General features: G+C 67.2%; 23 protein-coding genes and 4 pseudogenes. 24 read left to right on the top strand and 3 right to left on the bottom strand.

Annotated elements, in window-relative coordinates; all coding sequences use genetic code 11:
* Window positions 1-24: 24 nt before the first annotated feature.
* The 8 genes and pseudogenes from ACOOGH_RS14365 to ACOOGH_RS14400 form a co-directional block, all read left to right on the top strand.
* A pseudogene (locus ACOOGH_RS14365) lies at window positions 25-776 on the top strand (IS256 family transposase); the annotation flags it as partial.
* Window positions 777-1,420: 644 nt separating this feature from the next.
* On the top strand, window positions 1,421-2,476 hold the full coding sequence (locus ACOOGH_RS14370; protein ID WP_420450139.1) for an AAA family ATPase: 1,056 nt from the start codon (window positions 1,421-1,423) through the stop codon (window positions 2,474-2,476).
* A gap of 324 nt (window positions 2,477-2,800) precedes the next feature.
* Window positions 2,801-3,040, top strand: coding sequence for a hypothetical protein (locus tag ACOOGH_RS14375; RefSeq protein WP_420449570.1), 240 nt, complete (start codon window positions 2,801-2,803; stop codon window positions 3,038-3,040).
* A gap of 470 nt (window positions 3,041-3,510) precedes the next feature.
* Window positions 3,511-4,014 carry a hypothetical protein gene (locus tag ACOOGH_RS14380; protein WP_420449571.1) on the top strand — a complete coding sequence of 168 codons (504 nt, stop codon included), beginning with the start codon at window positions 3,511-3,513 and terminating at the stop codon, window positions 4,012-4,014.
* A gap of 19 nt (window positions 4,015-4,033) precedes the next feature.
* Window positions 4,034-4,189 carry a hypothetical protein gene (locus ACOOGH_RS14385; RefSeq protein ID WP_420449572.1) on the top strand — a complete coding sequence of 52 codons (156 nt, stop codon included), beginning with the start codon at window positions 4,034-4,036 and terminating at the stop codon, window positions 4,187-4,189.
* Window positions 4,182-4,553, top strand: a complete 372-nt coding sequence (locus tag ACOOGH_RS14390; protein ID WP_420449573.1) for a hypothetical protein — start codon at window positions 4,182-4,184, stop codon at window positions 4,551-4,553. The genes ACOOGH_RS14385 and ACOOGH_RS14390 overlap by 8 nt, the downstream gene beginning before the upstream one ends.
* 103 nt (window positions 4,554-4,656) lie before the next feature.
* Window positions 4,657-4,863: pseudogene (locus ACOOGH_RS14395) on the top strand (transposase); the annotation flags it as partial.
* Between the two features lie 120 nt (window positions 4,864-4,983).
* Window positions 4,984-6,215: pseudogene (locus ACOOGH_RS14400) on the top strand (IS256 family transposase).
* A gap of 37 nt (window positions 6,216-6,252) precedes the next feature.
* Here the strand turns inward: ACOOGH_RS14400 and ACOOGH_RS14405 are convergent.
* Window positions 6,253-7,317, bottom strand: a complete 1,065-nt coding sequence (locus ACOOGH_RS14405) for an IS481 family transposase (protein ID WP_420449574.1) — start codon at window positions 7,315-7,317, stop codon at window positions 6,253-6,255.
* Between the two features lie 153 nt (window positions 7,318-7,470).
* On the opposite strand from ACOOGH_RS14405, the gene ACOOGH_RS14410 reads away from it, so the two are divergent.
* Window positions 7,471-7,776, top strand: a complete 306-nt coding sequence (locus ACOOGH_RS14410; RefSeq protein ID WP_420449575.1) for a hypothetical protein — start codon at window positions 7,471-7,473, stop codon at window positions 7,774-7,776.
* Window positions 7,777-8,106: 330 nt separating this feature from the next.
* Window positions 8,107-8,628: pseudogene (locus ACOOGH_RS14415) on the top strand (histone deacetylase); the annotation flags it as partial.
* A gap of 21 nt (window positions 8,629-8,649) precedes the next feature.
* Here the strand turns inward: ACOOGH_RS14415 and ACOOGH_RS14420 are convergent.
* On the bottom strand, window positions 8,650-9,690 hold the full coding sequence (locus tag ACOOGH_RS14420; protein WP_420449576.1) for a DUF933 domain-containing protein: 1,041 nt from the start codon (window positions 9,688-9,690) through the stop codon (window positions 8,650-8,652).
* Window positions 9,691-9,719: 29 nt separating this feature from the next.
* On the opposite strand from ACOOGH_RS14420, the gene ACOOGH_RS14425 reads away from it, so the two are divergent.
* A complete protein-coding gene (locus tag ACOOGH_RS14425; RefSeq protein WP_420449577.1) occupies window positions 9,720-10,139 on the top strand; it encodes a DUF6165 family protein in 420 nt (139 codons plus the stop codon).
* 51 nt (window positions 10,140-10,190) lie between these two features.
* Here the strand turns inward: ACOOGH_RS14425 and ACOOGH_RS14430 are convergent, their stop codons facing one another.
* Window positions 10,191-11,966 (bottom strand): serine hydrolase, encoded by a 1,776-nt coding sequence (locus ACOOGH_RS14430; protein ID WP_420449578.1) that lies wholly within the window; start codon window positions 11,964-11,966, stop codon window positions 10,191-10,193.
* Window positions 11,967-12,052: 86 nt separating this feature from the next.
* On the opposite strand from ACOOGH_RS14430, the gene ACOOGH_RS14435 reads away from it, so the two are divergent.
* From ACOOGH_RS14435 to ACOOGH_RS14495, 13 genes are all read left to right on the top strand, one after another.
* Window positions 12,053-13,333: a branched-chain amino acid ABC transporter substrate-binding protein gene (locus tag ACOOGH_RS14435; protein WP_420449579.1), complete on the top strand. Its 1,281-nt coding sequence runs from the start codon at window positions 12,053-12,055 to the stop codon at window positions 13,331-13,333.
* 62 nt (window positions 13,334-13,395) lie between these two features.
* Complete coding sequence (locus ACOOGH_RS14440) at window positions 13,396-14,574, top strand: cytochrome P450 (protein ID WP_420449580.1); 1,179 nt, start codon at window positions 13,396-13,398, stop codon at window positions 14,572-14,574.
* 21 nt (window positions 14,575-14,595) lie between these two features.
* A complete protein-coding gene (locus ACOOGH_RS14445; RefSeq protein ID WP_420449581.1) occupies window positions 14,596-14,832 on the top strand; it encodes a ferredoxin in 237 nt (78 codons plus the stop codon).
* A gap of 15 nt (window positions 14,833-14,847) precedes the next feature.
* Entirely contained in the window at window positions 14,848-15,714 is an 867-nt protein-coding gene (gene panB, locus ACOOGH_RS14450; RefSeq protein ID WP_420449582.1) for a 3-methyl-2-oxobutanoate hydroxymethyltransferase, read from the top strand.
* 5 nt (window positions 15,715-15,719) lie between these two features.
* Window positions 15,720-16,529: an SDR family oxidoreductase gene (locus ACOOGH_RS14455; RefSeq protein ID WP_420449583.1), complete on the top strand. Its 810-nt coding sequence runs from the start codon at window positions 15,720-15,722 to the stop codon at window positions 16,527-16,529.
* Window positions 16,530-16,545: 16 nt separating this feature from the next.
* Entirely contained in the window at window positions 16,546-17,529 is a 984-nt protein-coding gene (locus tag ACOOGH_RS14460) for an NADPH:quinone reductase (protein WP_420449584.1), read from the top strand.
* A 49-nt stretch (window positions 17,530-17,578) separates the two neighbouring features.
* Window positions 17,579-18,811 carry a hypothetical protein gene (locus ACOOGH_RS14465; protein ID WP_420449585.1) on the top strand — a complete coding sequence of 411 codons (1,233 nt, stop codon included), beginning with the start codon at window positions 17,579-17,581 and terminating at the stop codon, window positions 18,809-18,811.
* Between the two features lie 149 nt (window positions 18,812-18,960).
* Complete coding sequence (locus ACOOGH_RS14470; protein ID WP_420449586.1) at window positions 18,961-19,302, top strand: PadR family transcriptional regulator; 342 nt, start codon at window positions 18,961-18,963, stop codon at window positions 19,300-19,302.
* Window positions 19,295-19,933, top strand: coding sequence for a hypothetical protein (locus tag ACOOGH_RS14475; protein WP_420449587.1), 639 nt, complete (start codon window positions 19,295-19,297; stop codon window positions 19,931-19,933). Before ACOOGH_RS14470 ends, ACOOGH_RS14475 begins: the two co-directional genes overlap by 8 nt.
* 33 nt (window positions 19,934-19,966) lie before the next feature.
* Window positions 19,967-20,665 carry a hypothetical protein gene (locus ACOOGH_RS14480; RefSeq protein ID WP_420449588.1) on the top strand — a complete coding sequence of 233 codons (699 nt, stop codon included), beginning with the start codon at window positions 19,967-19,969 and terminating at the stop codon, window positions 20,663-20,665.
* 114 nt (window positions 20,666-20,779) lie between these two features.
* On the top strand, window positions 20,780-23,284 hold the full coding sequence (locus ACOOGH_RS14485; RefSeq protein ID WP_420449589.1) for a DUF1592 domain-containing protein: 2,505 nt from the start codon (window positions 20,780-20,782) through the stop codon (window positions 23,282-23,284).
* On the top strand, window positions 23,284-24,675 hold the full coding sequence (locus ACOOGH_RS14490) for a DUF1552 domain-containing protein (protein ID WP_420449590.1): 1,392 nt from the start codon (window positions 23,284-23,286) through the stop codon (window positions 24,673-24,675). The genes ACOOGH_RS14485 and ACOOGH_RS14490 overlap by 1 nt, the downstream gene beginning before the upstream one ends.
* Window positions 24,675-26,456, top strand: coding sequence for an ankyrin repeat domain-containing protein (locus ACOOGH_RS14495; RefSeq protein ID WP_420449591.1), 1,782 nt, complete (start codon window positions 24,675-24,677; stop codon window positions 26,454-26,456). The genes ACOOGH_RS14490 and ACOOGH_RS14495 overlap by 1 nt, the downstream gene beginning before the upstream one ends.
* The last annotated feature ends 56 nt before the right edge of the window (window positions 26,457-26,512 follow it).

Below are 26,512 nucleotides of genomic sequence, written 5' to 3' on the forward strand. Positions count from 1 at the left end.
GCACCTCCTTGGTTGGCCCAAGTCCCGATCGTGTATCTGGACGCGATCCACGTGAAGGTGCGGTCTCGGGGCCACGTCCGGACGCACGCGGTCTACCTTGCCCTGGCCCTGACGCTCGAGGGCAACAAGGAGCTGTTGGGGCTGTGGGTGGGCGAGGCGGAGGGGGCGAAGTTCTGGCTCTCGGTCCTCACCGAACTCAAGAACCGGGGGGTCGAGGATATCCTGATCGCCGCGGTCGACGGCCTCAAGGGCTTTCCCGAGGCGATCGAGTCGATGTTCCGGAAGACCCAGGTCCAGCTCTGCATCGTGCATCTGGTGCGCGGCTCGCTCCGGTTCGTCGCCTGGAAAGAGCGCAAGGCCGTCGCCAGGGACTTGCGGGCCATCTACCGGGCTCCGAGCCTGGAGGCGGCCGAGACGGCGCTTGAGAGCTTTTCAGAGCGCTGGGACGAGCGCTTCTCCATGATCAGCCGGAAGTGGCGGGCGAACTGGGCGAACCTGACCCCGTTCTTCGATTATCCGCCCGAGATCCGGAAGGTCATTTACACGACGAACGCGATCAAGGCCCTGAACGCGCAGCTCACGAAGGTGACGAGGAAGCGCGGCGCGTTCCCAACCCCGGAGGCGGTCAGGAAAGTGCTGTCCTTGCGATCGAGAGGACGTCACAGCGCTGGACCCGGCCCGTTCAGGACTGGACCGGCACCCTGAACCACCTGTCGATCGTGTTCGAGGGCCGAGTGCCCGTACGAGTGCGAGGGCCATTTACACAGAAAATCTGACAGTCCCGACGCGAACCCGCGCGCCAGTTCGGGCACGCCACGAAGGTGCGCGACCAGATCGTAGGCCCATTCCGCGCTCGTTCGCCGAGTGGGCGCGATCTCGGTCGTTCATATCCGCTCCATGGCTCGGCGCTCAATCTAACGGATCGCCGACTTCGAGCCCCGATCTCGGGTATCCGAGCAGACACGGCACGACACGAATGGCACGCAGATGGCGCTGCTCGGACAACCCGGATTCCGAATCGCTTCGTACGATTCCCTCCCCACCTTGCGAGAGTTGTCGCCGCGATCTACGGCCTTCGTCCCCCGCATGAGAACGTCCTACGTCCCGCGCTCGAATCCAACCCGCCTTGCCACCGGGTTTTTCTTGGCCGAAGAAACCTCCCCGCCGCCTAGGTTGGTGCCTACCGTCGTTCTCGATTCCACGAGCGCGGCCCCGGTCCCGATACAGCATCCAATTTGCTATCGGGACGAAAACGCGTTACCATACCCATGTGATTCATACATTTTCAGTATCCAACTACGGCTCGATACGGGAGACCGTGACCTTGGATCTTCGGATCCCGGGAACCGCGCCGGATTTGGCTTGCTTCAGACGAAGTGTTGCCAAACCCGATGTTCGACTCCCTGCGGTCGCTGTGCTCATGGGACCCAACGGCTCGGGCAAGTCAACGCTACTCCGGGCACTCGTGGATATGGGACGGGCTGCGTCGTCTCCCATGGAGACCGTACACGTTCCGCCGTTTCTGTCGGATCAGACGAGATGGGAGCCGACGGCTTTCTCTCTCGAGGGCGAAGCCGACTTCCTAGATCCGGGCGAGGCGCCGCAAAGGTTCCGATACGAATTGACGATCGAACGTCAACAGAGGGATGACGGAACCGCGGCCCCTCTTCTTGTGAACCATGAAGCATTGGTGCACTTTCCAAGAGGACGCCGCCGCAGGTTGTTTGAGCGAGGAGCCCTTGGAACGTCCGTCTATGTGTCACGCGAATTCGGCCTCACGGCCCGGGACGATAGACTGAAGGGGATTGAGCCCAATCGGTCAGCAATCGCGACGCTCGGACTTGTCAACGTGCCGGTCGCAACACGCTTCGCGGCCTTCTTAAGAGATTCGCTGGTTAGCGCGAGCAACATCGCAGGGAATGACACGTTTACTCCCGATACATCCACCGTCATCAATTGGCTGGCGGCCAGTGCGGACGCTAAACGATGGGTCGAGGCTCAAATCCAACGGAGCGACCTAGGGATCGAAGACATGGAGATCGCTGACGGCTTCGGCGGACGGCATCTCCGGTTCAACCACAGCGGGCTAGATGCGCCGGTGGTCCTCGGTTACGAGTCCAAAGGGACTCGATGTCTGGTTCATCTCCTTCCGCTTATCAAGCTTGCTCTGGACGAGTCTGGGCTGGCGATTCTAGACGAGGTCGACGGTGATCTGCATGTCGATATGCTCTGGGAGATCCTCCACCGGTTCCGATCCCGCGAGAACAATTCTCGGCGTGCTCAGCTGTTGGTGTCCTCGCATCACGTCGGCTTGCTGGATGACTTGGAGAAGGAAGAAGTCTTCATTGTCGAGAAAGACGATAGCGGAGCCACTCGGGTCTACGGCGCTCAAGATGTACAAGGCTTGCGCCGTGACGTCCGTCTGTATCCGAAGTACCGGGCGGGTGTGCTGGGCGGACTTCCCAAGCTCGGCTGAGGCGCGATGCGGCGGCGGGGAGGGGTCCAGCGAAGGAGAGTTGTGTTCATAGGGGTGGAGGGGAAGAGTGATCGAGCTTTCGTGAGGTTTCTCGGGGGCGTATGCGAAGCCGCCGATCTCCATCTCCATTTGGAAGTGAGGCCGGCCAGCGGGGGCGATTCAGCCACAGTCGTTGAAGAAGCCGGACGACGCCTCAAGAGGCATCCTGCACCCCGGAGCATCAGCAAGCGGTTGGTTCTATTGGACTCGGATCGCATGGAGGCAGATAAGGCGGCGGGTCGGGATGCTCGTGTCTTGGCGAGAGAACGGGGTTTCGAAGTCGTGTTGATGACTCCGAATCTGGAAGGTCTGCTGGTTCGACTGCACGAGGGACGGGAAACGCATGTGATCGCACCACGCGACGCCGAGCGGCAGCTCAGAGCCCACTGGCCGGAATACCACAAGGGGTCGTTGCGCACCGACCATTTGCAACGGCGTTTCACGGTAACTGATCTCCGCAGAACGGCCGGGTCCGACGCGGAACTGCGGAAGTTGCTCGGGATACTGGGGCTTATGGAGATGTGAGGAGCTGCCCTAACGTTGCCGATTCGCATCCTGAGTTGCCTTGCGGGCGGTTTCCACACAGTACCGAGTGGAACAACGGCGGCACCAACCAGCTCCAAGGCCTACTGCGGCGTGTCGAGTGGCAGACGAGTGGGTGTAGATGTCCCGGTCTCTTGAACAGAGGGATGAGCCACCAAGCCGCCCGGCGGGTGACTTCTCGCGGGCACGGGCCGGGGTCAGATACCCGTGCCGCTGGAGGAGCCAGCCCCGGTTGTAGCGCTCGATGAAGGCCCCGATCACCTCCCGGGGGAGTGTGTTGATTTCCGTGTAAATGGCCATTGGACTTACCCCGTTTCAGTGGACAGGTGGAAGGGGTGGTTTCCGTGTTTCCCGGACGTTCAATCGATTCCCGCATCCTTACCCACTTACCCCTTGCGTGACCGAGACGGTCGAGGGTGTCCTTCACCCGCTCGATCCCCGGAGGCTGACGAATGAACTGGACCGGATGCAGAGCCGCCCTGTCGGCGCTGGCGGTGGGGTTGGCGGTCCTGTCGGCGACGAAATCGGCCATCGGACAGGAACTTCCGCCCGCCATGCAGTTGGACCGCTACACGCTGCAGGCGGATCGCCACATCCGGTCGGAGGATTCGGCCGAAGCGCTAGTAGCCCTCGACCGAATCCTCGCATTGCAAGCGAAGCATGGGGTCGAGGTTCCCGGTGATTTCTGGTTCAAGCACGCACAGGCGGCGCTGAGACCCGGGGCGCCTGGTGATGCCATTGCATCTGTGCTTCGATACCTGGAGTTGGCGGGGCAGGAGGGAGAACACTACCTGCCGGCTCTGGAGTTGCTCGACGCGGCGGAAGCGTGGCTGGCGTACAATGACCGGGCGGGGGAGGTGTTCAGCGACTGCTCGGCGTGCCCGCGGATGGGGGTTGTGCCGGTCGGGGTCGTTCATGATGGGCTCTCGCGCGTCGGAGGAAGGCCGGTACGGTGATGAGGGTCCACAGCACTCCGTGACGACCCCGGCGCGGAAGACCTCGGACCGGGCGCGGGAGACTGGGGCCGCGCTCGAAGGCCACTACCGATTCATCCTGTGGCTGGTGCCGACGCTGGAGAAGTTCCCCCGCTCCCAGCGCTTCCTGCCCGAAGACCGTATTAGTCTTGGTTGATAATTTGGCGTGGGTCGTCGTGTGGGCGGTCATGCTGCTGTTTGTCGTTGCCCTGATCGACGAGTTCGTCTGGCACCCGCTGAAAGACTGGCAGGCCCGGAGACGACGGTCCCTGAAACGATTCGACCGCTATGCGGACTTCATGGTGTATTACAGAAAGAGGGTGAAGCAACTCGAAGCCGATGGAAAACTCGACAAGTTGGCAAGGCTCGAAAAGAAGCGTGACCGCCTATACCGCAAGGCCGTGGGGAAAAACAATGCCACAAGACAAGCAGCCAGAAGACAAGACGCGACCGAAGCAGGTCCATCGGCTCGTGAAGAACAAGACTCCGGAGGACGTGGTGCGGCAGATGATGCAGACTAAGCCTGGTGGGGAAGGTCAATCCATCAAGAGCCGAGAGGGAGGGTGCTAATTTCTGAACAAATGGCCATGGAGTAGACTCTGGGAGTACCGGGTTCGGCGGAGGACGATCATGGACGCGACGATCAGCGCGGCGCCGTCGTCGACGAGGAACCGGGGGGGGGGGACGTGGGGTCCAGAGATGCACCAGACGAAGAAGGGCAACGAGTGGCACTGCGGGATGAAGGCCCACATCGGAGTGGACGCGGAGACGGGTCTGACGAACAGCGTGCGGACGACGCCGGCGGACACGCACGACCTCAGGGAGGCGGGCTGTACAAGTACAGTAATCACCTGACACCCGGCCTCGCCGAGGTCAGCGCTTTCAGGCTGGGGAGTGTGCTGATTTCTGTGTAAATGGCCATGGAGTAGACTCCGGAAGCGGGAGGAGACCATGGCGAGGAAGAAGGATGCGACGGAGCGGGAGGTGAACGAGCTTCTCGACAGCCTGCTGGAGGGCCGCAGCCCGGAAGAGATCATGGGCGGAGGCGGTCTTCTGGAGGCGCTGACGAAGCGGGTGGTGGAGCGGGCGCTGGAGGGCGAGCTCACCGACCACCTGGGCTACGAGAAGCACGCGAGGGAGGGCCACAACAAGGGCAACTCGCGCAACGGCCGTACGCGGAAGCGAGTGAAGACGGACACGTCCGAGCTCGAGATCAAGGTGCCTCGGGACCGTGATTCGACGTTCGACCCGCAGTTCGTCAGGAAGGGCCAGCGTCGGCTGGGCGGGTTCGACGAGAAGGTGATCGCGCTGTACGCGCGGGGCATGACGACGCGGGAGATCCAGGGTCACCTGAAGGAGCTGTACAAGGTCGAGGTCTCACCGTCGCTGATCTCGTCCGTGACCGACGCGGTCCTGGAGGACGTCAAGGCGTGGCAGGGCCGGCCGTTGGATACGGTGTACCCGATCGTGTATCTGGACGCGATCCACGTGAAGGTGCGTTCCGGGGCCACGTCCGGACGCACGCGGTCTACCTTGCCTTGGCCCTGACGCTCGAGGGCAACAAGGAGCTGTTGGGGCTGTGGGTGGGCGAGGCGGAGGGGGCGAAGTTCTGGCTCTCGGTCCTAACCGAACTCAAGAACCGGGGGGTCGAGGACATCCTGATCGCCGCGATCGACGGACTCAAGGGCTTTCCCGAGGCGATCGAGTCGGTGTTCCCGAAGACGCAGGTCCAGCTCTGCATCGTGCATCTGGTGCGCGGCTCGCTCCGGTTCGTCGCCTGGAAGGAGCGCAAGGCGGTCGCCAGGGACTTGCGGGCCATCTACAGGGCTCCGAGCCTGGAGGCGGCCGAGACGGCGCTGGAGGCCTTTTTTCAGCGCTGGGACGAGCGCTTCCCCATGATCAGCCGGAAGTGGCGGGCGAACTGGGCGAACCTGACCCCGTTCTTCGATTATCCGCCCGAGATCCGCAAGGTCATGTACACGACGAACGCGATCGAGGCCCTGAACGCGCAGCTCACGAAGGTGACGAGGAAGCGCGGCGCGTTCCCAACCCCGGAGGCGGTCAGGAAAGTGCTGTACCTCGCGATCGAAAGGGCGTCACAGCGCTGGACCCGGCCCGTTCAGGACTGGACCGGCGCCCTGAACCACCTGTCGATCGTGTTCGAGGGCCGAGTGCCCGTATGAGTGCGAGGGCCATTTACACAGAAAATCTGACAGTCCCTCAGGCTGCGGTCTTCACCTCCTTTTTGGTTGACTTCTTCCGGGTCCGGGGCTTCCGGATCCCCTTCTTGAACACCTGATAGGGCGTCCGCCCCTCCATGCCGCGGCCGCGGTGGGGTCGGTTCCGGTTGTAGGTCTCTATGTAGGCGTCGAGATCCTCCTGCATCTCGCTGACCGACTCGTACCAGGTGGTCCGTCCCTTCACCCTCAGGTGCTCGTCCAGGAGCGTGCGGTGGAAGCGTTCGATGTACCCGTTCGACTGCGGCCGGCCCACCTGCGTCCGGCGGTGCTCGATCTCCTCGAGCTGGAGGAACAGCTCGTAGGGGTGCCGGTCCTCGCGGCCGCAGAACTCGCGCCCGTTGTCGCTCAACACCGTCTGAACCTTCACCCCGTGTTCCTCGAAGAAGGGCAGCACATGGTTGTTCAGGATCTGGACGGCGGTCACCGGCATCTTCGAGGTGTAGAGCCGGGCCCACACGTAGCGGCTGAAGCAGTCCAGCACCGTCTGGATGTAGACCTTGCCCACCCCCTTCAGCGTCCCCGCGAAGAAGGTGTCCACGGCCACAAGTTCGCCGGTGGCCTTCACTTCGATATGACGCTCTCGGTACTCCGGATCGAAGCGCTCCAGCGCCAGGATCTGTTCCTCGGTCAGCTCGAAGTCGCTTTCACGGACCGTCTTCTCGAGCCGCAGGAGCCGCTCGTGACGCCTCTTCAGACCGTTGCGGATCCACACCCCGCGTACACCTCCCGAGCTCACCTGTACACCCCTCAACATGAGTTCGTCGGCCACCCGCTGCGCCCCGTGTGTCGGGTGCGCCAAGGCGTGGGCCAGGATCGCCTCCTCCACCTCCGAGGCCACTCGGTTCGGGTGCGGCCCTCGAGCCCCGGGCATGCGGTCCAGCAGCCCCTCGGCCCCGTACACCTGGAAGTTCCTTCGGATCTCGTAGAACTGCTGCCGGCTGTAACCCGCGATCCGGCAAGCCTTCGACACGTTGCCGAGTTCCTGTGCGAGTTCTAGCAGCGACAGCTTCCGCCGAGCTATCTTCTCGGCCTGGACGGTGGTCATTCTTCTCTCCTCCCGTGGTTGTTGAGTCGTTTGAGCACTTCTCAACTAACCTCGTTGGAGGCCGGGTGGCCACCGTCCCTTTTTTCAGGGGCAGCTGTCAGGTGATTACCGTATCAGAACAGGCGGGCGCTGCTGCACGGCGGTGAGGAGGAGGTGTGGGCCGACTCGGGCTACCGTGGGATCGAGCGCTGGGTGGATACGGCCGGCCGGGACGTGAAGTGGACGGTGGCGATGGCTCCGGGGCGGTGGCGGCTTCTGGATCCGGAGGATGTGAAGTGGCAACGGGAGCGCGCGAAATCCTCGGTGGGTGCCAAGGGGGAGCACCCGTTCCTGTACCTGAAGCGCCACTTCGGCTACCGGAAGGGTTCGCTACCGGGGGCGAAGAACACCGAGCGCATCGCGCTGTTGCTCGGCTTCTCGAACCTTGTTGATTGCGGGTCGTTATGCGACGGTGCGTAGGGAGCCGCGGCGGGAGACATCCGTCCCGGCGGGCCCGCCCCGGAGACCTCTCCCATCGGCACGGAGCATGTCTCGAGCATTGGACGGGTGCCGTTCACCTCGGGAAAGCGACGAGGGAGTCGTCCGCGTCGCGAACGTCCCGAATCCTTCGGCTTCGTGTCGGCCGAGCTCCCTCGATTTCCCGCTAAACCATTCCGGTTTTCCGGTCATTTCGGTACGGCCCAGCAAGGTCCAGCCCAACGGCAAGGTTGGCAGATCGTGCAGTCCTGATTGGACTTACGTGATGTCTTGCCGTGATCTTGCGCTACTGTACTCCGTTACTACAGCAACGCCGGCGTAGCGGCGAAGTACGCGCAGCAGGTACACGGGTTCGAGCGCGTACTCGTCATCGACTGGGACTACCACCACGGGAACGCGACGCAGAACAACTTCTACGATGATCCGTCGGTCCTCTTCTTCTCCGCCCACGACTGGGCCGCCTACCCGCAAACGGGCGACCCGGCTCTCACCGGTGAAGGCGATGGGACCGGATTCAACATCAACGTCCACCTCGACTGCGGCGCCACCGACGCGGACATGCTGGGCCGCTGGGACGACACGCTCTCGCCGGCCGTCGCCGCCTTTGATCCCGATTTCGTGATCCTCTCGGCGGGCTTCGACAGCCGGGTCGACGACCTCTTGGGCTGCTTCGCGCTCACGGACGACGCCTTCCGCCGCATGACCCGGACGGCGATGGACTACGCGGACAGCTGCTACGAAGGGCGCGTCGTCTCGCTGCTGGAGGGCGGCTACAACCTCGACGGCACGGCGCTCGCCACGGCCGCGCACATCGAGACGCTGCTGGAAGGGTAGGCGGCGGGGCGGGACGCCAGGTCAGACGTTGAAGCGGATGTGGAGGATGTCGCCGTCCGCGACCACGTAGTCCTTGCCCTCGACCTGCATCAGGCCCGCTTCCTTCACGGCCTGCTCCGAGCCGTACTCCGCGTACACCTCGTAGGGGATGACCTCCGCGCGGATGAAGCCTCGCTCCATGTCGGAGTGGACCCGGCCCGCCGCCCGCCTGGCCCGTGTACCGCGCCGGATCGTCCAGGCGCGGACTTCGACGGGGGCAGCCGTGAAGAACGAGATGAGATCGAGGAGTCCGTAGGCCGCGCGGATGAAGCGGGCGAGGGCCGGTTCGCGCAGGCCGAGCGCCTCCACGAAGGCCGCCTGGTCTTCCGGGTCGAGGTCGGCGATCTCCGCCTCGACGGGAGCGGACAGCGCCAGGCCGCCGGCCCCCATGGCGGCGAGTCGCTCGGCGAGCGCCGGGGGCAGAGCCTCCCCGGCCCGGTCCTCGCTGCGGTTCAGCACGGCGAGCAGAGGGCGGTCCGTGAGGAGGCCGTAGCCGCGGAACGGCGCCCGATCCAGTTCCGCCCGGGGCACGGTCCGTAGCGGCTGCTCGCGTTCAAGCGTCTCAAGCGCCCGTTCGAAAGCGGCGATCTCGACCGCGTCCGCCCCCTCGCGACGCGCCCGGTCCAGCCGGCGCTCGACGAGATCGAGATCGGAGAGCAAGCATTCGGTGGCGAAGGCCTCGAGTTCGCCCTCCGCGTCCGGCGGTTCCGCGAGAGAGGGGTTGTCGAAGTCCCTCAGGACGAGGCAGAGCGCCTCCTGGTCGCGAATCTGCTGGAGCCCGCGCGGCGACAGGCCCTTGCTCGCCGCGCCGTATTCCCCGGGAATGTCGCAGAACCGCATCTCCGCGTACGTCGTCCGGCGGGGGGAAAGGAGGGTGCGGAGCGCATCGATGCGCTCATCCGGGACCCGCACCGTACCCAGCCGCAGCTCGCCGCCGAACCCGACCGGGACGCCGAGCCCCGTCATCGCGTTGAACACCGTCGTCTTCCCCGAACCCGCGAACCCCACGAGTCCTATCTTCACCGCGTCCCCTCCCCGCTTATCTTCGGTGCGTGAATATCGAAATCCCCGTCTCCGCGGGCGAACTCATCGACCGGATCACCATCCTGCGGCTGAAACAGGCCCGGATCCGCGATCGCCGGAAGCTCGCGAATGTGAACTCCGAGCTGGCGAACGTCGAGGCCGTGTGCGAGCGGACGATCGGAAGGATCGATGCCGCGCCCTCCCGGGTGAGGGAGCGCGTCGCCGCCCTGGCGAAGGTGAACCGGGGGATCTGGGACGTCGAGGACGAGCTGCGTCGCCTGGAACGCGCGCACGACTTCGGTCCCCGCTTCACCGAGGCCGCGCGTCAGGTGTATCGCCTCAACGACGAACGCCACCGCCTCAAGCGCGCCCTCAGCGAGGTCTACGGCTCGCCGATCATCGAGGAGAAATCACACGCGACCGCGGACCCGGAGACCAGCCCGGGATAGTCGCCGGCTGCGGTCGTCGGGGGCTTCGGGGAACTCGCGGGCTCGCGATGCTCAGGGACAGAACGGGTCCAAGCGGTCGGCCACCGCGGCCAGTCCGTCCACGGGAGAGCCTTCGCGCCCCGTCACCTTCGAGATCCGGATCGCGACGATTCCGTTGGGGAAGAGGACGACCCGGTGTCCGCCCCAGCCCGACATGCGCGTGAGATCCACGACGCACCCCCCCTCGCCGACGTAGTTCTGGTGCCAGGTCGCCAGGTAGTAGCTAGGCTGCCCCGTCTCGACCGGCGGGCCGAACGTGATCCCGCGCACGTCCGTCCTATACATCACCTCCGCCGTCAACTCCGGGTGCAGCAGTTGCTCGCCCTCGTGCGCGCCGCCGTTCTGCAGGAGGCGCGCGATCTTCGCGAGGTCGTCCACGGTCGGGTAGTAGCCCTGTGACATCTGCGGCAGCGTGAGCGAGCCGTCGGCCTCGACGAGTCGGTTCGTCGGCGCGTGCGGCACGCCGATGGGCCGATAGACCTCCTCCTCCAGCATCTGCCACAGGTCCGCCGCCTCCCCCGCTTGGTGCTTCAGGTAGGCGTCCATCGCCGCGCCGATGAGGAACGCGTCCTGGTCGCGGTAGCGGACGACCTCCCCCGGCCCCCAGGGGTGGTTCGAGGCGCGGAACACCTGGCGAATCCGCTCGTCCTTCGAGATCGCCGTGTACCAGTCGTCGTAGCCGATCAGGTAGCCGTCGCTCGTGTTGTTGGGTTCGATCCGCGTCGACCCCTCACCCACGCCGGTGGCCATGTTGAGGACATCGCGAAAGCGGACGTCGTCCCAGCCGTCGTGATCGGCCGTCACGTCGAGGTGGTCGGCAACCCGCTCGTCGAGGACCTCCCGCCCGTAGCGCTGCGCGAGACGAAGGGCGGCCACCGTGTTGCCCGTGGACTTGGTCACGGACCAGATCCCGAAGCGCTGCTCCCGGCAGAAAGGAAGCTCCCCGAACGGCGTGGGGCAGTCGGCGGCGTAGAGGGTGTCGCGCACGAGAAGGGCCGCGGTGACCATGTTCTCCGTGTTCATCTCCCCGTGCATGGCGTCGAACACCGCGTCTCCCACCCGCGGGCGCAACTCGGAGATCGGGCGCAGGGGCAGGCGCTGTGCCTTCTCGGCCGCGAAGGCCTCGATCACCTCCGCCGGCGCCGGGCCCGGCGTGAACTCGGCCCCGAGCTGGCCCCACATCAGGCGCCGCTGCACGAGGAAGTAGGGCCGTCCCTGGGTCACGGTCTGGAAGCGGACGCCCGACACGTCCCCTTCGGTGAAGGCGAAGGTCGCGACGCCGTTATACGTCTCGTTCTCCACGGAACTCGCGAGCTGCAGCGGAAACGCCGCCCGCGACCACTCCTCGCCCGGCTCCGACCACACCGTTCCGGGGCCGACGAGCACGTCCCAGTAACTCCCGCCTTCGGTGCGCGTGCCGGCGACGATGAGATCGCGATCGAGCGGGATCAGATCGCGTCCGTCCGTTACGAATCCCAGCGAGACATCGGGGAAGCGCTTCGTGTCCCGGCCCATGAAACGGCGCGGGTCGAGGCCTGCGGGATCTGTCTGCATCTCCGCACCAGTCAACCTGATGGTGCCGGAGAAGGCATGTCGGGCGGCCTCCGCTTCCGACGACGGGAGAAAGCGGCCATTCGGGAGCATGGCGGGCGGTGCCCACGCTCCGCGCGCCAGTTCCTCCAGCGGGATCCGTTCCCCGGTGCCCGATTCCGCTCCGCCACAAGCACCCGAAAGGAGACCCGCGGAGAGGCCCGCGACGAGGCAGAGCAGCCGATTCAGCGCCATCATGGAGACCTCTTCGATGTCTTGGAGGCGTCGTTGCCCCCGCGTAGCTTGGGGCGAAACTACTCGACCTGTCACGAGGAAGGTGTGAAATGGGTCAGCGAATCGGGATTGCGCCGCGCAAGCTGTCTCCCGCGCTTGCGGTGACACTCGCGGCGGTGCTCACGGGTGCGTGCGACGGGGGTACCGGCCCGTCGAGTTTCGAACCGGGGCCGCTCGGCACGGTCACGGTGCTGCGCGGTGATGCCGTACAGATCCGATCGCTCCTCGCGATGACCGAGGTTTCGTCGCTGGGCGAACCGGCCCGGCGCGGAGTCGAACTCGCCGTTCGCCATGCGTCGACGGTCCGCGGGCGCCCGATTCATCTCGGGGATCCCGTCGACTCGGCGTGCTCACCCGAGGGCGGCGGCGCAGGCGCCCGGGACATCGTGTCGGACCCACAGGTGGTCGGTGTCATCGGTACGTCCTGCTCGGCTGCGGCCGTGGCCGCCTCGCCGGTGATCAGCCGGGCGGGTTTCGCGATGATCGCTCCGAGCACCACGTCGCCGGTGCTGACCTCGGATCTCGCCGGCAACGCGAATTCCGCGTATCACCACGGCTACTACCGCGTCGCGAACAACGACCTCTATCAGGCGCGCGCTCTCGCAGACTTCGCGCACAATGAACTGGGTCTGCGGCGGATCGTGACGCTCCACGACGGCGACCCCTACACCACGGCTCTCGTGGAGGCCTTCGGCGCCGCGTTCCAGGCACTCGGCGGTGAGGTCCCCGCCGCCAGCGGAATCGGCAAGGGGGAGACGGACATGTCGACCGTGCTCGCGGAGTTCGCAGCGGCCGGTCCGGACGGGATCTTCTTCCCCCTGTTCCCGGCGGAAGGCCTGCCCTTCGCGGCGCAGGCGAAGGCCTTTGACGGCCTGGAAGAGGCCACGCTCATCTCCGGCGCGGCGCTCCTCGTCTCGGAGTTTCTCGCGACGCCGCAGTCCGAGGGGATCTACTTCGCGGGACCGGAATCGGACTACGGCGGCAACGTGAACGATGTGACCGGGACGAGCGCGGACGATGCCATCGCCGAATACGAAGCCACGTACGGCGAACGGCCCCAGTCTCCGTACTGGGCGCTCGCATACGATGCCACGACGCTCCTGCTCAGCGCCATCGAGTCCGCCGCGGTGGAAGAAGGCGGACGGCTGTACATCGACCGGTCCGCGCTGCGCACCCGGATCGAGGCCACCCGTTTCAACGGTCTCGTCGGGCCCATCTCCTGCGACACCTACGGGGACTGCGGCACCGGACGGCAGATCATCTACCATCACACGGACTCGAGCGTCACGGACGTCGCTCGACTGCCGGTCGTCTACCGGTTCACGCCCTGATCCACGCCTCGGATCGCGGCGCCGTCGCCGCGCCCGAACTCGACGATCTCTTCGCGGAGGAAGTGATCGCGCGCCCGTACGCCCATTTCGCGCGGCTGCGGGAGCGGGATCCCGTGCATTGGAACGAGAAGTTCGGCCTCTGGGTCGTGACAGGATACGATCCCGTCGTCTGGATCCTGCGGCACCACGAACTCTTCTCCTCGGCCGTGATCCGGGGCGTGGAGGGGGCGCCGTACCCGCCGGTGCTCCCCGAGGACGCGCCCCTGTTCGAGGAGGTCAAGGTGTTCCGCTCCGACCAGTTGGTGGAGCAGGACCGGCCCGAGCACCTCGCGCAGCGGAAGACGGTTCACTCCTTTTTCACGCCGACGGCGATGGAGGCATGGCGCCCCTTCGTGCGCCGGGCCGTGGATGAACTCCTGGACGAGTTGTGGCCCCGGGGACGGATGAATGTCGTCACCGACCTCGCGGCGCCGCTCCCGGTGCGGATCATCGCGCGGCTGATGGGCGTCCCCCGCGAGGACATGGACACGCTCCGGGGCCTCGCGGACAGCATCCTCCACCTCAATCGTGGCGAGCCCGACCGGCTGCGGCCCCTGACGGAGGGGATCCGCGGGATCATGGAGTATGCGCGGCCGTTCGTGGAGGAGCGGATCGAGCATCCGGGCGATGACCTGATTTCGGCTCTGGCGCAGGGGGAGACCGGCGGCGTCTTCACGCGGCACCAGGTGCTCGTGAACACAGGACTCATGCTGTTCGCGGGACACGAGACGACGATGAACCTGATCTGTAACGGTCTGCGCGCCTTCATCGAGCATCCGGCGCAATGGGACCGCCTCCGGGCCGATCCCGACCGCTTCGCGCGCACGGCGACCGAGGAGTGTCTGCGCTTCGACCCGCCGGTGAAATCGACCCAGCGCATTGTTGCTCAGGAAACCGAACTGTGCGGAAAGACGCTCTCGCCCGGCGAGCGCATCCGCTGGATCATGGCGGCGGCGAACCGGGACCCGTCCGTGTTCGAGGACCCGGACCAGTTCGACATCGGGCGCCAGCCGAACCCTCACCTGTCGTTCGGGTCGGGGATTCACTACTGCCTCGGCGTCTCGCTCGCGCGCATGGAGGGGCAGGAGGTCTTCCGCGGGCTGGCGCGCCGCTTCGAGCGCTTTGAACTGGGGACGGATGAATTGCGCTACCAGCCGAGCATCCAGTTCCGCTCCATCGAATCCATGCCCGTCACATGGTGAGGGCGGCGACGTGAGCGAGACATGGTGAGGATCGAGGTCGATCACGGACTCTGCGTCGGCAACGCGATGTGTGTGGCCACAGCGCCGGGTGTATTCGCTCACAACGAGGACCGCCAGTCGACGGTCGTCGATGCGGGGGGCGACCCGGAGTCGCTCGTCCTCGAGGCGGCGGCCAACTGTCCTGTGAGCGCGATCCGGGTGGTGGACGCCGGGACGGGCCGGACGCTGTTTCCGCCCGGACCGATGGCCGAAGGCTGACCACGGGATGCTCCTGTGACGCGAACCATGAGCGTGCCGGGCGGAGGCTCCGGCGCACGGAAGGTGACGACGTTCGACCTCGTCGAGATGAAGGCGCGCGGCGAGAAGATCGTCGCGATCACCGCCTACGACGCGCTCTTCGCGTCGCTCGTGGACGCGGCGGGCGTGGACCTGATCCTCGTGGGCGACTCCCTGGCGAGCGTCCTGTGCGGCGAGGAGACGACGCTCTCCGCCACCGTGGAGCAGATGACGTACCACGGCCGGATCGTGGTGCGAGGCGCCTCAAGGGCGTTCGTCGTCGTCGACATGCCCTTCCTCAGCTATCAGGTCTCCGTCACGGAGGCGGTGCGGAACGCGGGGAACATCCTCAAGGGGACCGGCGCCGGCGCCGTGAAGCTCGAGGGCGGGTTCGAGGTCGTCGATGCGGTGAAGGCGATCGTCCGGGCGGGGATTCCCGTGATGGGCCACCTCGGGTTCACTCCGCAGTCCGTGCACGCGCTCGGAGGACACCGAATCCAGGGGAAGGGCGACGAGGCCGCGGCACGTTTGGTGGAGGAAGCCCTCGCTCTGGAGGCGGCGGGCGTCTTTTCCATCGTCCTCGAGTTGATGCCGACAGTCGCGGCCCGACGGGTGACCGAAGCCGCCTCGGTGCCGACGGTGGGGATCGGCGCCGGACCGGACTGCGATGGACAGGTGCTCGTGCTGCACGACATGCTGGGCCTGAACGAGGGGTTCGCCCCGCGCTTCCTGAAGCGGTACGCCGAACTCGGGAAGGCCGCGCGAGAAGCGGTCGAGCGCTACGCCGGCGAGGTCCGCGCAGGAGCCTACCCCGCGGCGGAACACGGCTACGAATCGGCCGGGCCCGAAGGGGACGGAGACTGACGGCTGTGCCCGCGCACGCAGGCCGGAGGGTCGTCATCACGGGCGCCGGGGCGGGGATCGGCCGGGCGATCGCACTGGCCTACCTTGGCGAAGGGGCGCGGGTGCACGTCTGCGATCGGGACCCCGACGCGCTCGAAGACCTCCTGTGTGCGGCGGAGGGTGACCTCGCCGGGACCGTCGCGGACATCAGCGTGGAGGCGGACGTGGAGCAGCTGTTCGCGGAGGCGCTCGACGGGCTGGGAGGTCTCGATGTGCTCGTCAACAACGCCGGGACCCCCGGCCCGACCGGGCCCGTCGAGTCGCTCGATCTCGACGACTGGCGGGAGACGCTGGCGGTCAATCTCGACGGCATGTTCCTGTGCGCCCGGGCCGCCGTCCCGGCACTGCGGAGCGCGGGGGGCGGGTCGATCGTGAACCTCTCCTCGACCGCGGGGCTGCACGGCTATCCGCTGCGGAGTCCCTACGCCACGGCCAAGTGGGGCGTCATCGGCTTCACCCGCACCCTGGCCATGGAGCTGGGTCCGGCCGGAATCCGCGTGAACGCAATCTGCCCCGGCAGCGTGAGCGGGGACCGCATCGACCGCGTGATCGCCGCCCAGGCCGCCGCCCGGGGCGTGTCCGAGAAAGCGATCCGACAGGGCTGGATGCGGCAGATCTCGCTGCGCACGTTCGTCGACGCCGAGGACGTGGCGGCGCTCGTGCTCTTCCTCACGTCCGGCGCGGGTGCGAAGATATCCGGGCAGGCGCTCCCGGTGGACGGACACACAGAAGGCCTGAGTTCCGGCGGCGGCACGACCGGCGCGAGCGCCGACTAGCCACGAGAGGAGTCACATGCGAGCGGCTTGGTACACGAAGCTGGGGTCGGCGCAGGACGTACTGGAAGTCGGCGAACGGGAGGTGCCTTCGCCCGGGCCCGGCGAGGTGCGCGTGCGACTTCGGGCCTCGGGGGTAAACCCGGTCGATGTGAAGCGCCGCGCCGGCGGCCGCGGAAGTATGGGATCGGAACTCGTCGTGCCCCACTTCGATGGCGCCGGAGTCATCGACGAGGTCGGGGACGGCGTCGATTCCGGTCGGCTCGGCAACCGCGTCTGGGTCTACGAAGCCCAGTGGGGGAGCAACTTCGGCACCGCCGCCGAGTTCGCCACCGTCCCCGCGTCGCGGGCGGTCGCGCTGCCCGCGAATGCGTCTTTCCCCGAGGGCGCGTGTCTCGGCATCCCCGCGCTTACCGCGCATCGCTGCGTGTACGCCGACGGCCCCGTCGACGGACACACGGTGCTCGTGACGGGCGGCGCCGGTGCGGTGGGCGCCTACGCGATCCAGTGCGCCCGGCTGGGGGGCGCGCGGGTCCTGGCCACCGTGAGCGGGGACGTAAAGGGCAGGACTGCACGCGCGGCGGGCGCGGACACCGTCATCAACTATCGCGAGGAGGATGTCACGGCCCGCGTCATGGAACTGACCGAGGGAGAGGGACTCGACCGCATCGTCGAGGTGGAGATGGGCGGGAACCTCGACGCCTCGATCGCGATGCTGAAAGCGAACGGGGTGATCTCCGCCTATGCCTCGGAGGGCGAACCGCAGCCCGCAGTTCCGTTCTACACCCTCCTCTACAAGAACCTCACGCTGCGCTTCGAACTCGTCTTTCTGATGCCCGAGGAAGCGAAGCAGCAAGCCGTGAAGGACCTCACGAAGTGGCTGACCGCCGGGGAGCTGCGCCATACGATCGCGGATAAGTTCTCGCTCGAGGACATCGCGGCCGCTCACGAGGCCGTGGAGTCAGGTCCCCTCGGCAAGGTGCTGCTCGACCTCGGTCGCTGACGAACCCCCGGGGGTACCGGCGGGGATTTCAACGGGGGAATGAGGAACCGTGAGAACCGTCGAACTCTCGACCTCGTGGCGCGCCGCGGCGGTCCTGTCAGGCGCGGTGTTCCTCGCGTGTGATGGTGTCTCGGGCGGAGACGATCCCGGCACGCCGCTCGATTTGGGGACTGCGACTGTCGAGATCCTGGGCACCTCCGACTCCCTCGCGGTGGTCCGGGACCTCGAGGTCCTGGCCGACGGCTCCGTCTGGGTACTGAATTCGCAGGAACCGTACTTCATGGGATTCGGGCGGGAGGGCGAGTCCCTCGGCGCCCACGGATCGCCCGGAGGAGGACCGGACGAATTCCGGATGCCCGCGGCTTTCGTCACGGGAGGATGGGAGGGTGAGGCGTGGGTCCTGGACCTCATGCGGCACGCGCTGATCCGGATCTCCCGACCCGATGCCGACTGGGAGCAGTTCTCCCTCGCGTCGACGTCCGTCCCCCCGGGCAGCGTGCGGAGCGGCAGGAGCATGCTGGATGCCTCGGTGCGGACGGCCAGGCTCGGTCGCGAGATCCTCGTGCCGCACTCGACCGTGACGATGCAGGAGGGGGTGCTGCAGTTTCGCTACGGACTCCTGGGAGCCGACCTCATCGCCGTGGATCCGGAGACGGGCGGGGCACGGACCCTCGTAGCGCTCGGCGCAGTCCTGGACGATCCATCCGGAGACTTCATCCCGAGCGACGGCGGTTTTCCCCTGTGGTATCGGCTGTGGGCTTCCTGCGGCGACGATCTCGTGCGCGTCCACGATCGGGTGAGGAATCAGCTGCGCGGCTTCGACGGATCCGGCGCCGAGGTGGACCCCATCGACCTTCCGCCCGTTCCCTTCACGGAGGTCAGCCCACGACAGTTTGCCGCAGCCGTGTTCGCGCTGAGGCAGGCCGAAGTCACGGGCGATGTGGCGCCCCGTCTCACCGAAGCGGACAGCCTGCGGCTCCTGAATCAGATGGCCGGGATGGTGCAGGGGGCGCCGCACGAACTTGCGAGCTACCTGCCCCGGTACGTCGACTTCCGCTGCGGGGAAGACGGGACGATGTGGCTGCAGCCCCTCGATCTTGACGCGGGCGGATTGAGCGGCAGTTCACTGTGGCTGCGAATCGCGCCCGATGGCGCCACGCGCGACGTCCGACTGCCGGAGCGGTTCGACGCGCTTCGCTTCACACCCTCCCGGATCTGGGGCGTGTACCGGGATCCGTTCGATCGCCCCAGCGTCGCTTCGATTCCACTTCCAGCGCGCTGACGGCACCCGGCGGGCTGTCCGGCGGGAACGCCGGACAACCATTCCTTGCGTGAGGCCATCTACACTTTTACCATGTACTGCAATGTACATTGTGTTTCATGGTATCCGATTCGTCGGCAGGGAGCGTCTCGTCGGCAGGGAGCGTCTCGATGAAGAAACCGGTCTACAAGGAACTCGTGGCTGCCTCGTCGCGCCCGATGGTGCTCTCCATCCTGGCCGGCGGAGAGACGTACGGTTACGAGATCCTCAAGCACGTGAAGCTGCTCTCCGGCGGTGACCTCGAGTGGTCCGACGGGATGCTCTACCCCGTCCTCCACCGGCTGGAGCGGGACGGACTCATCGCCGGCCGCTGGCACCTCACCGACGCGGGGCGTCGTCGCAAGTACTACCGGCTGACCGCCCGCGGAAAGCGCCAGCTGGCGACCGACCGCGAGAGTTGGCAGGCCGTGTACGGGGCCCTTCAGGTGTCCTGGGGAGGTAGCCATGCCTGAATTCGAGAGGGAAGTCGGAAGTTGGCGCGCGGAGGTGGAACGCAGGTCGTCCCTCGCGCCTCGCGAGCTGGATGAACTCGAAGATCACCTGCGCGCCCTGGTGGATCTGGAAATGGAACTGGACGCCAGCCTCGCGCGGCCCCAGGCGTTCGCGATCGCCCGGCATGCGCTCGGCGAGCCGAGGGCACTCTCCAGGGAGTTTGCCAGGGCCGGCCGGCCCCGATGGAAGCTGCTGCTTGCCGGTGCCTCGGCGCTGTACGCGACATCGCTGCTGCTGCCGGTGTTTCACATACCTCCGTTCCTGCCGGGCCTCGACTCCGGCTGGACGCCCCGAGGGTACGAACTGCTCGCTGACGTCGAGTTGCTACCGCTCAATCTGCCGATGCTCCTGATTCTTCCTCTCATTTGGCGCCGTCGTCGGCTAAAGGGCACGTGGCTCGCCGGGATCCTCGGAGCCATCGCCCTCCCGGCCCTGGCACTCGGCGTGGCCGGTGCGGTGTCGACGGGGGGGTTGCTTCTCGGCTACTGGGCGTGGTCCGCCTCGTTCGCGCTCGGCTCCATCGCCCTATGGCTCCGCCGCCGAGGCTGGGCATCCGCCCGCCCGAAGAAAGGTCTCGCCACGGGCTCCTAGGCCGGCCGACCGACAGATTCCCGGGAGCAAGCCGTGTTTGAACTGGACAGAGAAGTTCGGAACTGGCGAGAGGGACTGGAGCGAACGTCGTCACTCTCGATCCGTGAACTGGACGAACTCGAGGACCATCTGAGGGCCCGAGTCGGTCTGGAACTGGAGTTGAACCGTGTATTGGCACCGGTCGAGGCGTTCGCCATGGCACGGGAGACTCTCGGGGCGCCTTCCGCGATCTCAAGGGAGTTCGCCAAGTCGGGACGGCCCCGGTGGCGGCGCTTCCTCCTGGCCGGATGGGTGATGTACGCTGCGTCGTTGTTCCTGCCCCTGGTTCAAACCGAATGGATGGGGACGGCGCGCCCCGAACTCGCAATGTCTGCTACCGGATACGAATTCCTGTGGTCCATGTCGATGATCAGCGGGGGATTCCTTGCCGTGCTGGTCCTCAATCTTCCCATGCTCTTGACGGTGTCAGCGCTGTGGCACGCTCGGCTGTGGCAGTGGCGGTGGTTGGGACGAATCTCCGGGGCCGTTGGCATCTTGGCTCTCGGAAACGGATTGAGCAATCTGTTTAGCCCCCCGCCCATTCTGAATGGAATCGGCGGCGATGTCCTGGCACTGGAGTATCCGGGTGCCGGCTATTGGCTGTGGTCCGCAGCGTACGTCTTGGTGGCCCTGGCCCTCTGGTTCCGCAGCAACCAAGGGATCCCTGATCGGCCAGAGAAGCAGCCAGTCTAACGGTGTAGCGAGGCGCCCGGCTGGCCGGGCGATCCGCGTCGATGGTACATTTTCAAGTTGATGTATCCTTGCGCCCCGCGGGGCGCGGCGCGGTTGCTGGAAGAGGCCTCGGCCATGCGAACATCGCTTCTGCTGCTGGTTACAGCGGGCGTTCTCCCGAGTCCCGTCGTCGGTCAGGAGGCTGACGGCGCGCGGGGGCCCGAGCATCCTCCGGCTACCTGGCCGCAGGCGATCACGCGGCTGACCGCCCCGACATCGACGCCCGCGGTCGACACCCTCTCCGCCGAAGTCGCACAGGCCGTCGTTGCGGGTACGTGCATGCGCTGCCACAACCCCCGGCGCGTCAGCGGGGGCATGTCGCTCGAGACCTTCGAGGTGACCTCGGCCTCCGACAACGCCGTGATCGCGGAACGGATGGTGCGGAAATTGCGGGCCGGGATGATGCCGCCCGTCGGCGTGCGGCGGCCGACGCCCGACAGCCTGCGGACGCTCGCGGCCGTCCTCGAATCCCGGCTCGACGCCGCGTGGAACGCCAACCCGAACCCGGGGCGGCGGACCTTCCAGCGGCTGAACCGGGCCGAGTATTCGCGCTCCATCTACGATCTCCTCGACCTCGACATCGACGCCGGTGACTACCTGCCGCTCGACACGAAGAGCGCGAACTTCGACAACATCGCCGATGTGCAATTGCTCTCCCCGACGCTCATGGATGGGTACCTGCGCGCGGCGAGCGAGATCAGCCGGCTCGCGGTCGGTGACCCGGAGGTCACCCCCAGCGAGGCTACGTTCCGGGTGTCGCGCTGGACCTCCCAGGCGGAGCACGTCGAAGGGACGCCGTACGGGAGCCGTGGGGGCGTCGCCGTGGACCACACCTTCCCGGCCGACGGAGAGTACGCCTTCCGCGTCTCCTTCCATCACGAAACGACGGGGGCCCTGTTCGGGAACGGGAAGGGCGCTCTTCACACGACCGACGAGCCCGAGCGAATCGAGATTTCGATCGACGGCGAGCGCGTCGCGCTCCTCGACATCGACCGCTGGATGCACGTCTCCGACCCGGACGGCGTGGACCTGCGGACCGAGCCCGTCTTCATCGAGGCGGGCCCGCACCGGGTGGCGGCCGCATTCATCCGCACCTTCGAGGGTCCGTCGCAGGATCTGATGTCGCCGCACGACTGGTCGATCGCGAGCACGAGCATCACCGACGCGTACGGGTTCACGACGCTGCCGCACCTGAGGGACCTCGCGGTGACGGGTCCCTTCGACCCGGCGGGGATGTCCGACACGCCGAGCCGCGAGCGCGTGTTCTCGTGCCGCCCCTCCGCGCCGGAGGACGAGGCGCAGTGCGCGGAGGCGATCCTTTCGCGGCTGGGGACGAGGGCCTACCGCCGGCCGCTGACGGACGACAACCTCGCCGCGCTCATGAGTCTGTACCGCGCCGGGACCGCGGCGGGCGGTTTCGAGGAGGGGATTCGGCTCGCGCTGGAGGGGATTCTCGCCAGCCCGCACTTCGTCTTCCGGTTCGAGGAACGCCCGGCGCGTGAAGTCGATGGCGTGTACGCGCTGGACGACTACGATCTCGCCTCGCGGCTCTCCTTCTTCCTCTGGGCCACGGGTCCCGACGACGAACTGCTGGAGGTCGCCGCGGAGGGTCGGCTTTCCGACGCTGCGGTGCTTGACGCGCAGGTGCGCCGCATGCTGGCCGACCCGCGCGCGGAAGCCTTGGCCACGCGTTTCGCGGGACAGTGGTTCCGGCTGCAGGACCTCGAGGGTATGAATCCCGACGTCCGCCTCTATCCGGATTTCGACCAGCAGTTGAAGGAGGCGATGCACCGCGAGACGGAACTCCTCTTCCACACGCTGGTGCAGGAAGACCGGAGCCTGCTCGAACTGCTGACGGCCGACTACACGTTCGTGAACGAGCGTCTGGCGCGGCACTACGGCATCCCCGGTGTGACCGGAACCGATTTCCGAAGGGTCGAGATCCTCGAGCCCGAGCGGCGCGGCGTGCTGGGGCACGGCAGCATCCTCACCCTCACCTCCCACGCGAGCCGGACGTCTCCCGTCCTCCGCGGAAAGTGGGTCATGGAAGTGCTGCTGGGGACGCCTCCGCCTCCGCCCCCGCCGGACGTCTCCGATCTGGAGGCGACGCCGGAGGCCGAGGAGGGCCGTCTGCTCACGGTGCGGGAGCGGTTGGAGATGCACCGGGCGAGTCCGGCCTGCCGCTCGTGCCACCGCGTCATCGACCCCATCGGTCTGGCGCTGGAGTACTTCGACGGCACCGGGGGGCGGCGCATCAAGGACAGCGGGATGCCAATCGACGCCCAGGGCGAACTCTACGACGGCACGCCGGTGACGAGCGCGGCCGATCTGCGCGCGGCGCTCCTCGCGCGGCCGGTGCCGCTCGTGCGCGCGTTCACCGAGAACCTGCTCGCCTACGCGCTTGGCCGGCGGGTCGAGTACTACGACATGCCGACCGTGCGGACCATCGTGCGGCAGGCCGCCGAACAGGACCACCGCCTGTCCGCGTTCATCCTCGGCGTGGTCAACAGCCCGGCGTTCCGATTGAAGGGGACCGAGGCCGTGGTCGACGACATGCAAGCGGGATCCCAGGAGGACTGATGGAGTTCATCACAGGAAAACACCTCTCTCGCCGGACATTCCTCAGAGGTGCGGGGGCGACCGTCGCTCTGCCGCTCCTCGACGCGATGGTGCCGGCGGGCCGGCTGTGGGCGCGGGAGGTCGCGGATCCGACGCGGCTCGTCTGCATCGAGATGGTGCACGGCGCGGCGGGGAGCAGCGGGTTCGGGGCGGCGCAGAACTACTGGTCGCCCGCGGCCACGGGCCGGGGCTTCGACCTGTCGCCGACCGCGTTGAGTTCGCTCGAACCGTACCGGGACTACCTCACGATCATCAGCGACACGGATGTCGAAACGGCGGAGGCGACGAAGCCGAAGGAGATCGGGGGAGACCACTTCCGGTCGAGCGCGACGTTCCTCACGCAGTCGCATCCGAAGCAGACCGAGAGTTCGGACGTCCTCGTGGGGACCTCGCTGGACCAGCTCTACGCGCACCGCTACGGGCAGGATACGCCGATCCCCTCCATGCAGCTCTGCATCGAGAACGTCGACCAGGCGGGAGGCTGCGCGTACGGCTACGCGTGCGTGTACACGGACACGATCAGCTGGTCCTCGCCGACGCAGCCGCTGCCCATGATCCGGGATCCGCGCGTCGCGTTCGACCAGCTCTTCGGGGCGGGCGGGACGCCGGAGGCACGCGCGGCCCGCCAGAGGTCGAGCGCCAGCATCCTCGACTTCCTCACCGGTGAGGTGGCGAGCCTCAAGGGGCGGCTCGATCCTTCCGACAGGCAGCGCATGGACCGGTACCTGGAGAACGTGCGGGAGATCGAGCGCCGCATTCAGCGCGTGGTGGCGCGGAACGAGTCGGGCGAGGACCGGGATCTGCCGGAGGCGCCGGCAGGGGTGCCGGATTCGTTCGACGAGCACGTGAAGCTGATGTTCGACCTGCAGGCGCTCGCCTTCCAGGCGGACATGACGAGGGTGTTCTCGTTCAAGATGGGACGGGACGCGTCGGGGCGGGTCTACCCGGAGAGCGGGATCGACAAGGGGTTCCACCCGGCGTCGCACCACGGCGACAACGAGAACAACATCACGGACTTCGCACAGATCAACCGCTATCATGTGGGGCTCCTTCCGTATTTCCTCGACCGGCTGAAGGAGTCGATGGAGGGGGACACGCACCTGCTCGACAAGACGATGATCGTCTACGGGTCGCCGATGGGGGATCCGAACGTGCACAACCACAAGCGGTGTCCCCTGTTCGTGGTGGGGGGCGCGCAGGGGAGGATGGAAGGCAACCTGCATCTGCGGGCCGCGCCGGGGACGCCGATGGCGAACGTGATGCTGAGCCTCATGCACCGACTCGGGCTGGACGACATGACGAGCTTCGGGAACAGCACCGGGGCGTTCTCCTTCGCGGAGACGGCGGACTGATGCGGCGCGCGCGATCGATCGCGTTTGCGGCGGCGGCGCTGCTCGCGCTCGGGGCCGCCGCCCCGGCTGGTTCGCCGGTGGGGCCGGCCGGGCCGGATGCTCCGGTGGCCGACGCGGCCATGCGCGGCGATCTGGACGCCGTGCGGACGCTGCTTGCCGCGGGCGAGGACGTGAACGCCGCCCGGGGCGACGGCATGACGGCACTCCACTGGGCCGCGGCGAAGGGGCGGCTCGACGTGGCCGAGGTGCTCATCGCCGCGGGCGCGGAGCTCGAGGCGGGCACGCGGCTGGGCGGACACACGCCGCTCCACGTGGCGAGCCGGGCGGCACAGGCGCCGCTGGTGGAAGCGCTGCTGAAAGCGGGCGCTGACGCGGGAGCCGCGACGTCGACGGGTGCGACAGCGCTGCACTTCGCGGCGACGGCCGGGGCCCCGGGTGCGATCGAGGCGCTGCTGCGCCACGGCGCCGATCCCGATATCCGGGAGCCCGAGTGGGGTCAAACCCCGCTCATGTTCGCCGCGGCGGCGGGTCGGGCCGGCTCGGTGAGTGCCCTCATCGACGCGGGGGCCGACGCTTCGCTCACCGCGTACGTCCTCGACATCGTGGCCCGCGACGCGTGGGACCAGCTGGACCGCCGCGAGCGCAATGCCCACATCGCGGCGCTCCGGGCAGGCCGCACGCCGCCGGTCCCGACCCGGCGCGAAGCGGCCCCCATGCCGACCGCCGGTCCCGGCTCCGGCCCCAAGCCCGTGCGGCTGGCCGACCCCGAGGAGCCGGCCTGCTCCGGCTGCCTGGGCAACTACGCGGATCTCGTCGGCACGCATGGCGGGTTGACCGCGTTGCTGCTGGCGGCCCGCGAAGGCCACCGGGAAGCGGCGCTCGCCCTGCTCGACGCAGGCGCCGACATCAACCAGCGGAGCGCCGCGGACGGCACGCCGGCCCTGCTCATCGCGATGATCAACGGTCACTTCGACCTCGCGATGGACTTCTTCGCGCGCGGAGCCGACCCCCACCTCGCGAGCGACGCCGGCGCCACCCCGCTCTACGCGGCGCTCAACATGCACTGGGCCCCGAAGGCTCGGCATCCGCAGCCCACGGACGTGCACCAGCAGGAGTGGTCGTACCTCGACGTCATGCGCACGCTGCTCGACGCGGGCGTGGACCCGAACCCGCGGCTCGGGAAGTCCCTCTGGTTCACGACCTACAACCGGGACCTGCTGGGCGTCGACCGCGCCGGCGCCACGCCATTCTGGCGCGCCGCCCACGCCCTCGACATCGAGGCCATGAAGCTGCTTCTCGAATACGGGGCCGACCCGACGGTGCCGACGGCGAAGGTGCCTCAGCGGCGCTACGGCCGTGGTGGCGACGACATCGACCACTCCGGCCTCGACCCGATCCCCGTGGGCGGACCGGCGGTCCATCCCATCCACGCGGCGGCCGGCGTCGGCTACGGGCAGGGCTTCGCCGGCAACTCGCACCGCCATGTCCCGGACGGCTGGCTCCCGACGATGAAGTTCCTTGTCGAGGAACTCGGCGCCGACGTGAACGCGCGCGACCACAACGGCTACACGCCAGCTCACCACGCCGCCTCGCGCGGCGATAACGAGATGATCCTCTATCTCGTCGAGCAGGGCGCGGACGTGACGCTCGTGGCCCGCAACGGACAGACGACCGTGGACCTGGCCAACGGACCTGTGCAGCGAGTACAGCCGTTCCCGGAGACGATCGCCCTCCTCGAGAGCCTCGGGGCGAAGAACAACCACCGCTGCGTCTCCTGCTGACCGTGAGCGTCGACTGACCGTGAAGAGAACCCATAGACAAGTCCGGCGACCTCGGG

The sequence above is a fragment of the Candidatus Palauibacter sp. genome, assembly GCF_965213655.1.
Classification (GTDB): Bacteria; Gemmatimonadota; Gemmatimonadetes; order Palauibacterales; family Palauibacteraceae; genus Palauibacter.

Bases quoted from the DNA above. Each gene is read 5' to 3' on its own strand.
- ACOOGH_RS14370 (WP_420450139.1), top strand. From the start codon at position 1,421: ATGGGACCCAACGGCTCGGGCAAGTCAACGCTACTCCGGGCACTCGTG.
- ACOOGH_RS14475 (WP_420449587.1), top strand. From the start codon at position 19,295: ATGCCTGAATTCGAGAGGGAAGTCGGAAGTTGGCGCGCGGAGGTGGAA.
- ACOOGH_RS14445 (WP_420449581.1), top strand. From the start codon at position 14,596: ATGGTGAGGATCGAGGTCGATCACGGACTCTGCGTCGGCAACGCGATG.
- ACOOGH_RS14435 (WP_420449579.1), top strand. From the start codon at position 12,053: ATGGGTCAGCGAATCGGGATTGCGCCGCGCAAGCTGTCTCCCGCGCTT.
- ACOOGH_RS14430 (WP_420449578.1), bottom strand. From the start codon at position 11,966: ATGATGGCGCTGAATCGGCTGCTCTGCCTCGTCGCGGGCCTCTCCGCG.
- ACOOGH_RS14495 (WP_420449591.1), top strand. From the start codon at position 24,675: ATGCGGCGCGCGCGATCGATCGCGTTTGCGGCGGCGGCGCTGCTCGCG.
- ACOOGH_RS14380 (WP_420449571.1), top strand. From the start codon at position 3,511: ATGAACTGGACCGGATGCAGAGCCGCCCTGTCGGCGCTGGCGGTGGGG.
- ACOOGH_RS14405 (WP_420449574.1), bottom strand. From the start codon at position 7,317: ATGACCACCGTCCAGGCCGAGAAGATAGCTCGGCGGAAGCTGTCGCTG.
- ACOOGH_RS14460 (WP_420449584.1), top strand. From the start codon at position 16,546: ATGCGAGCGGCTTGGTACACGAAGCTGGGGTCGGCGCAGGACGTACTG.
- ACOOGH_RS14470 (WP_420449586.1), top strand. From the start codon at position 18,961: ATGAAGAAACCGGTCTACAAGGAACTCGTGGCTGCCTCGTCGCGCCCG.
- ACOOGH_RS14485 (WP_420449589.1), top strand. From the start codon at position 20,780: ATGCGAACATCGCTTCTGCTGCTGGTTACAGCGGGCGTTCTCCCGAGT.
- ACOOGH_RS14490 (WP_420449590.1), top strand. From the start codon at position 23,284: ATGGAGTTCATCACAGGAAAACACCTCTCTCGCCGGACATTCCTCAGA.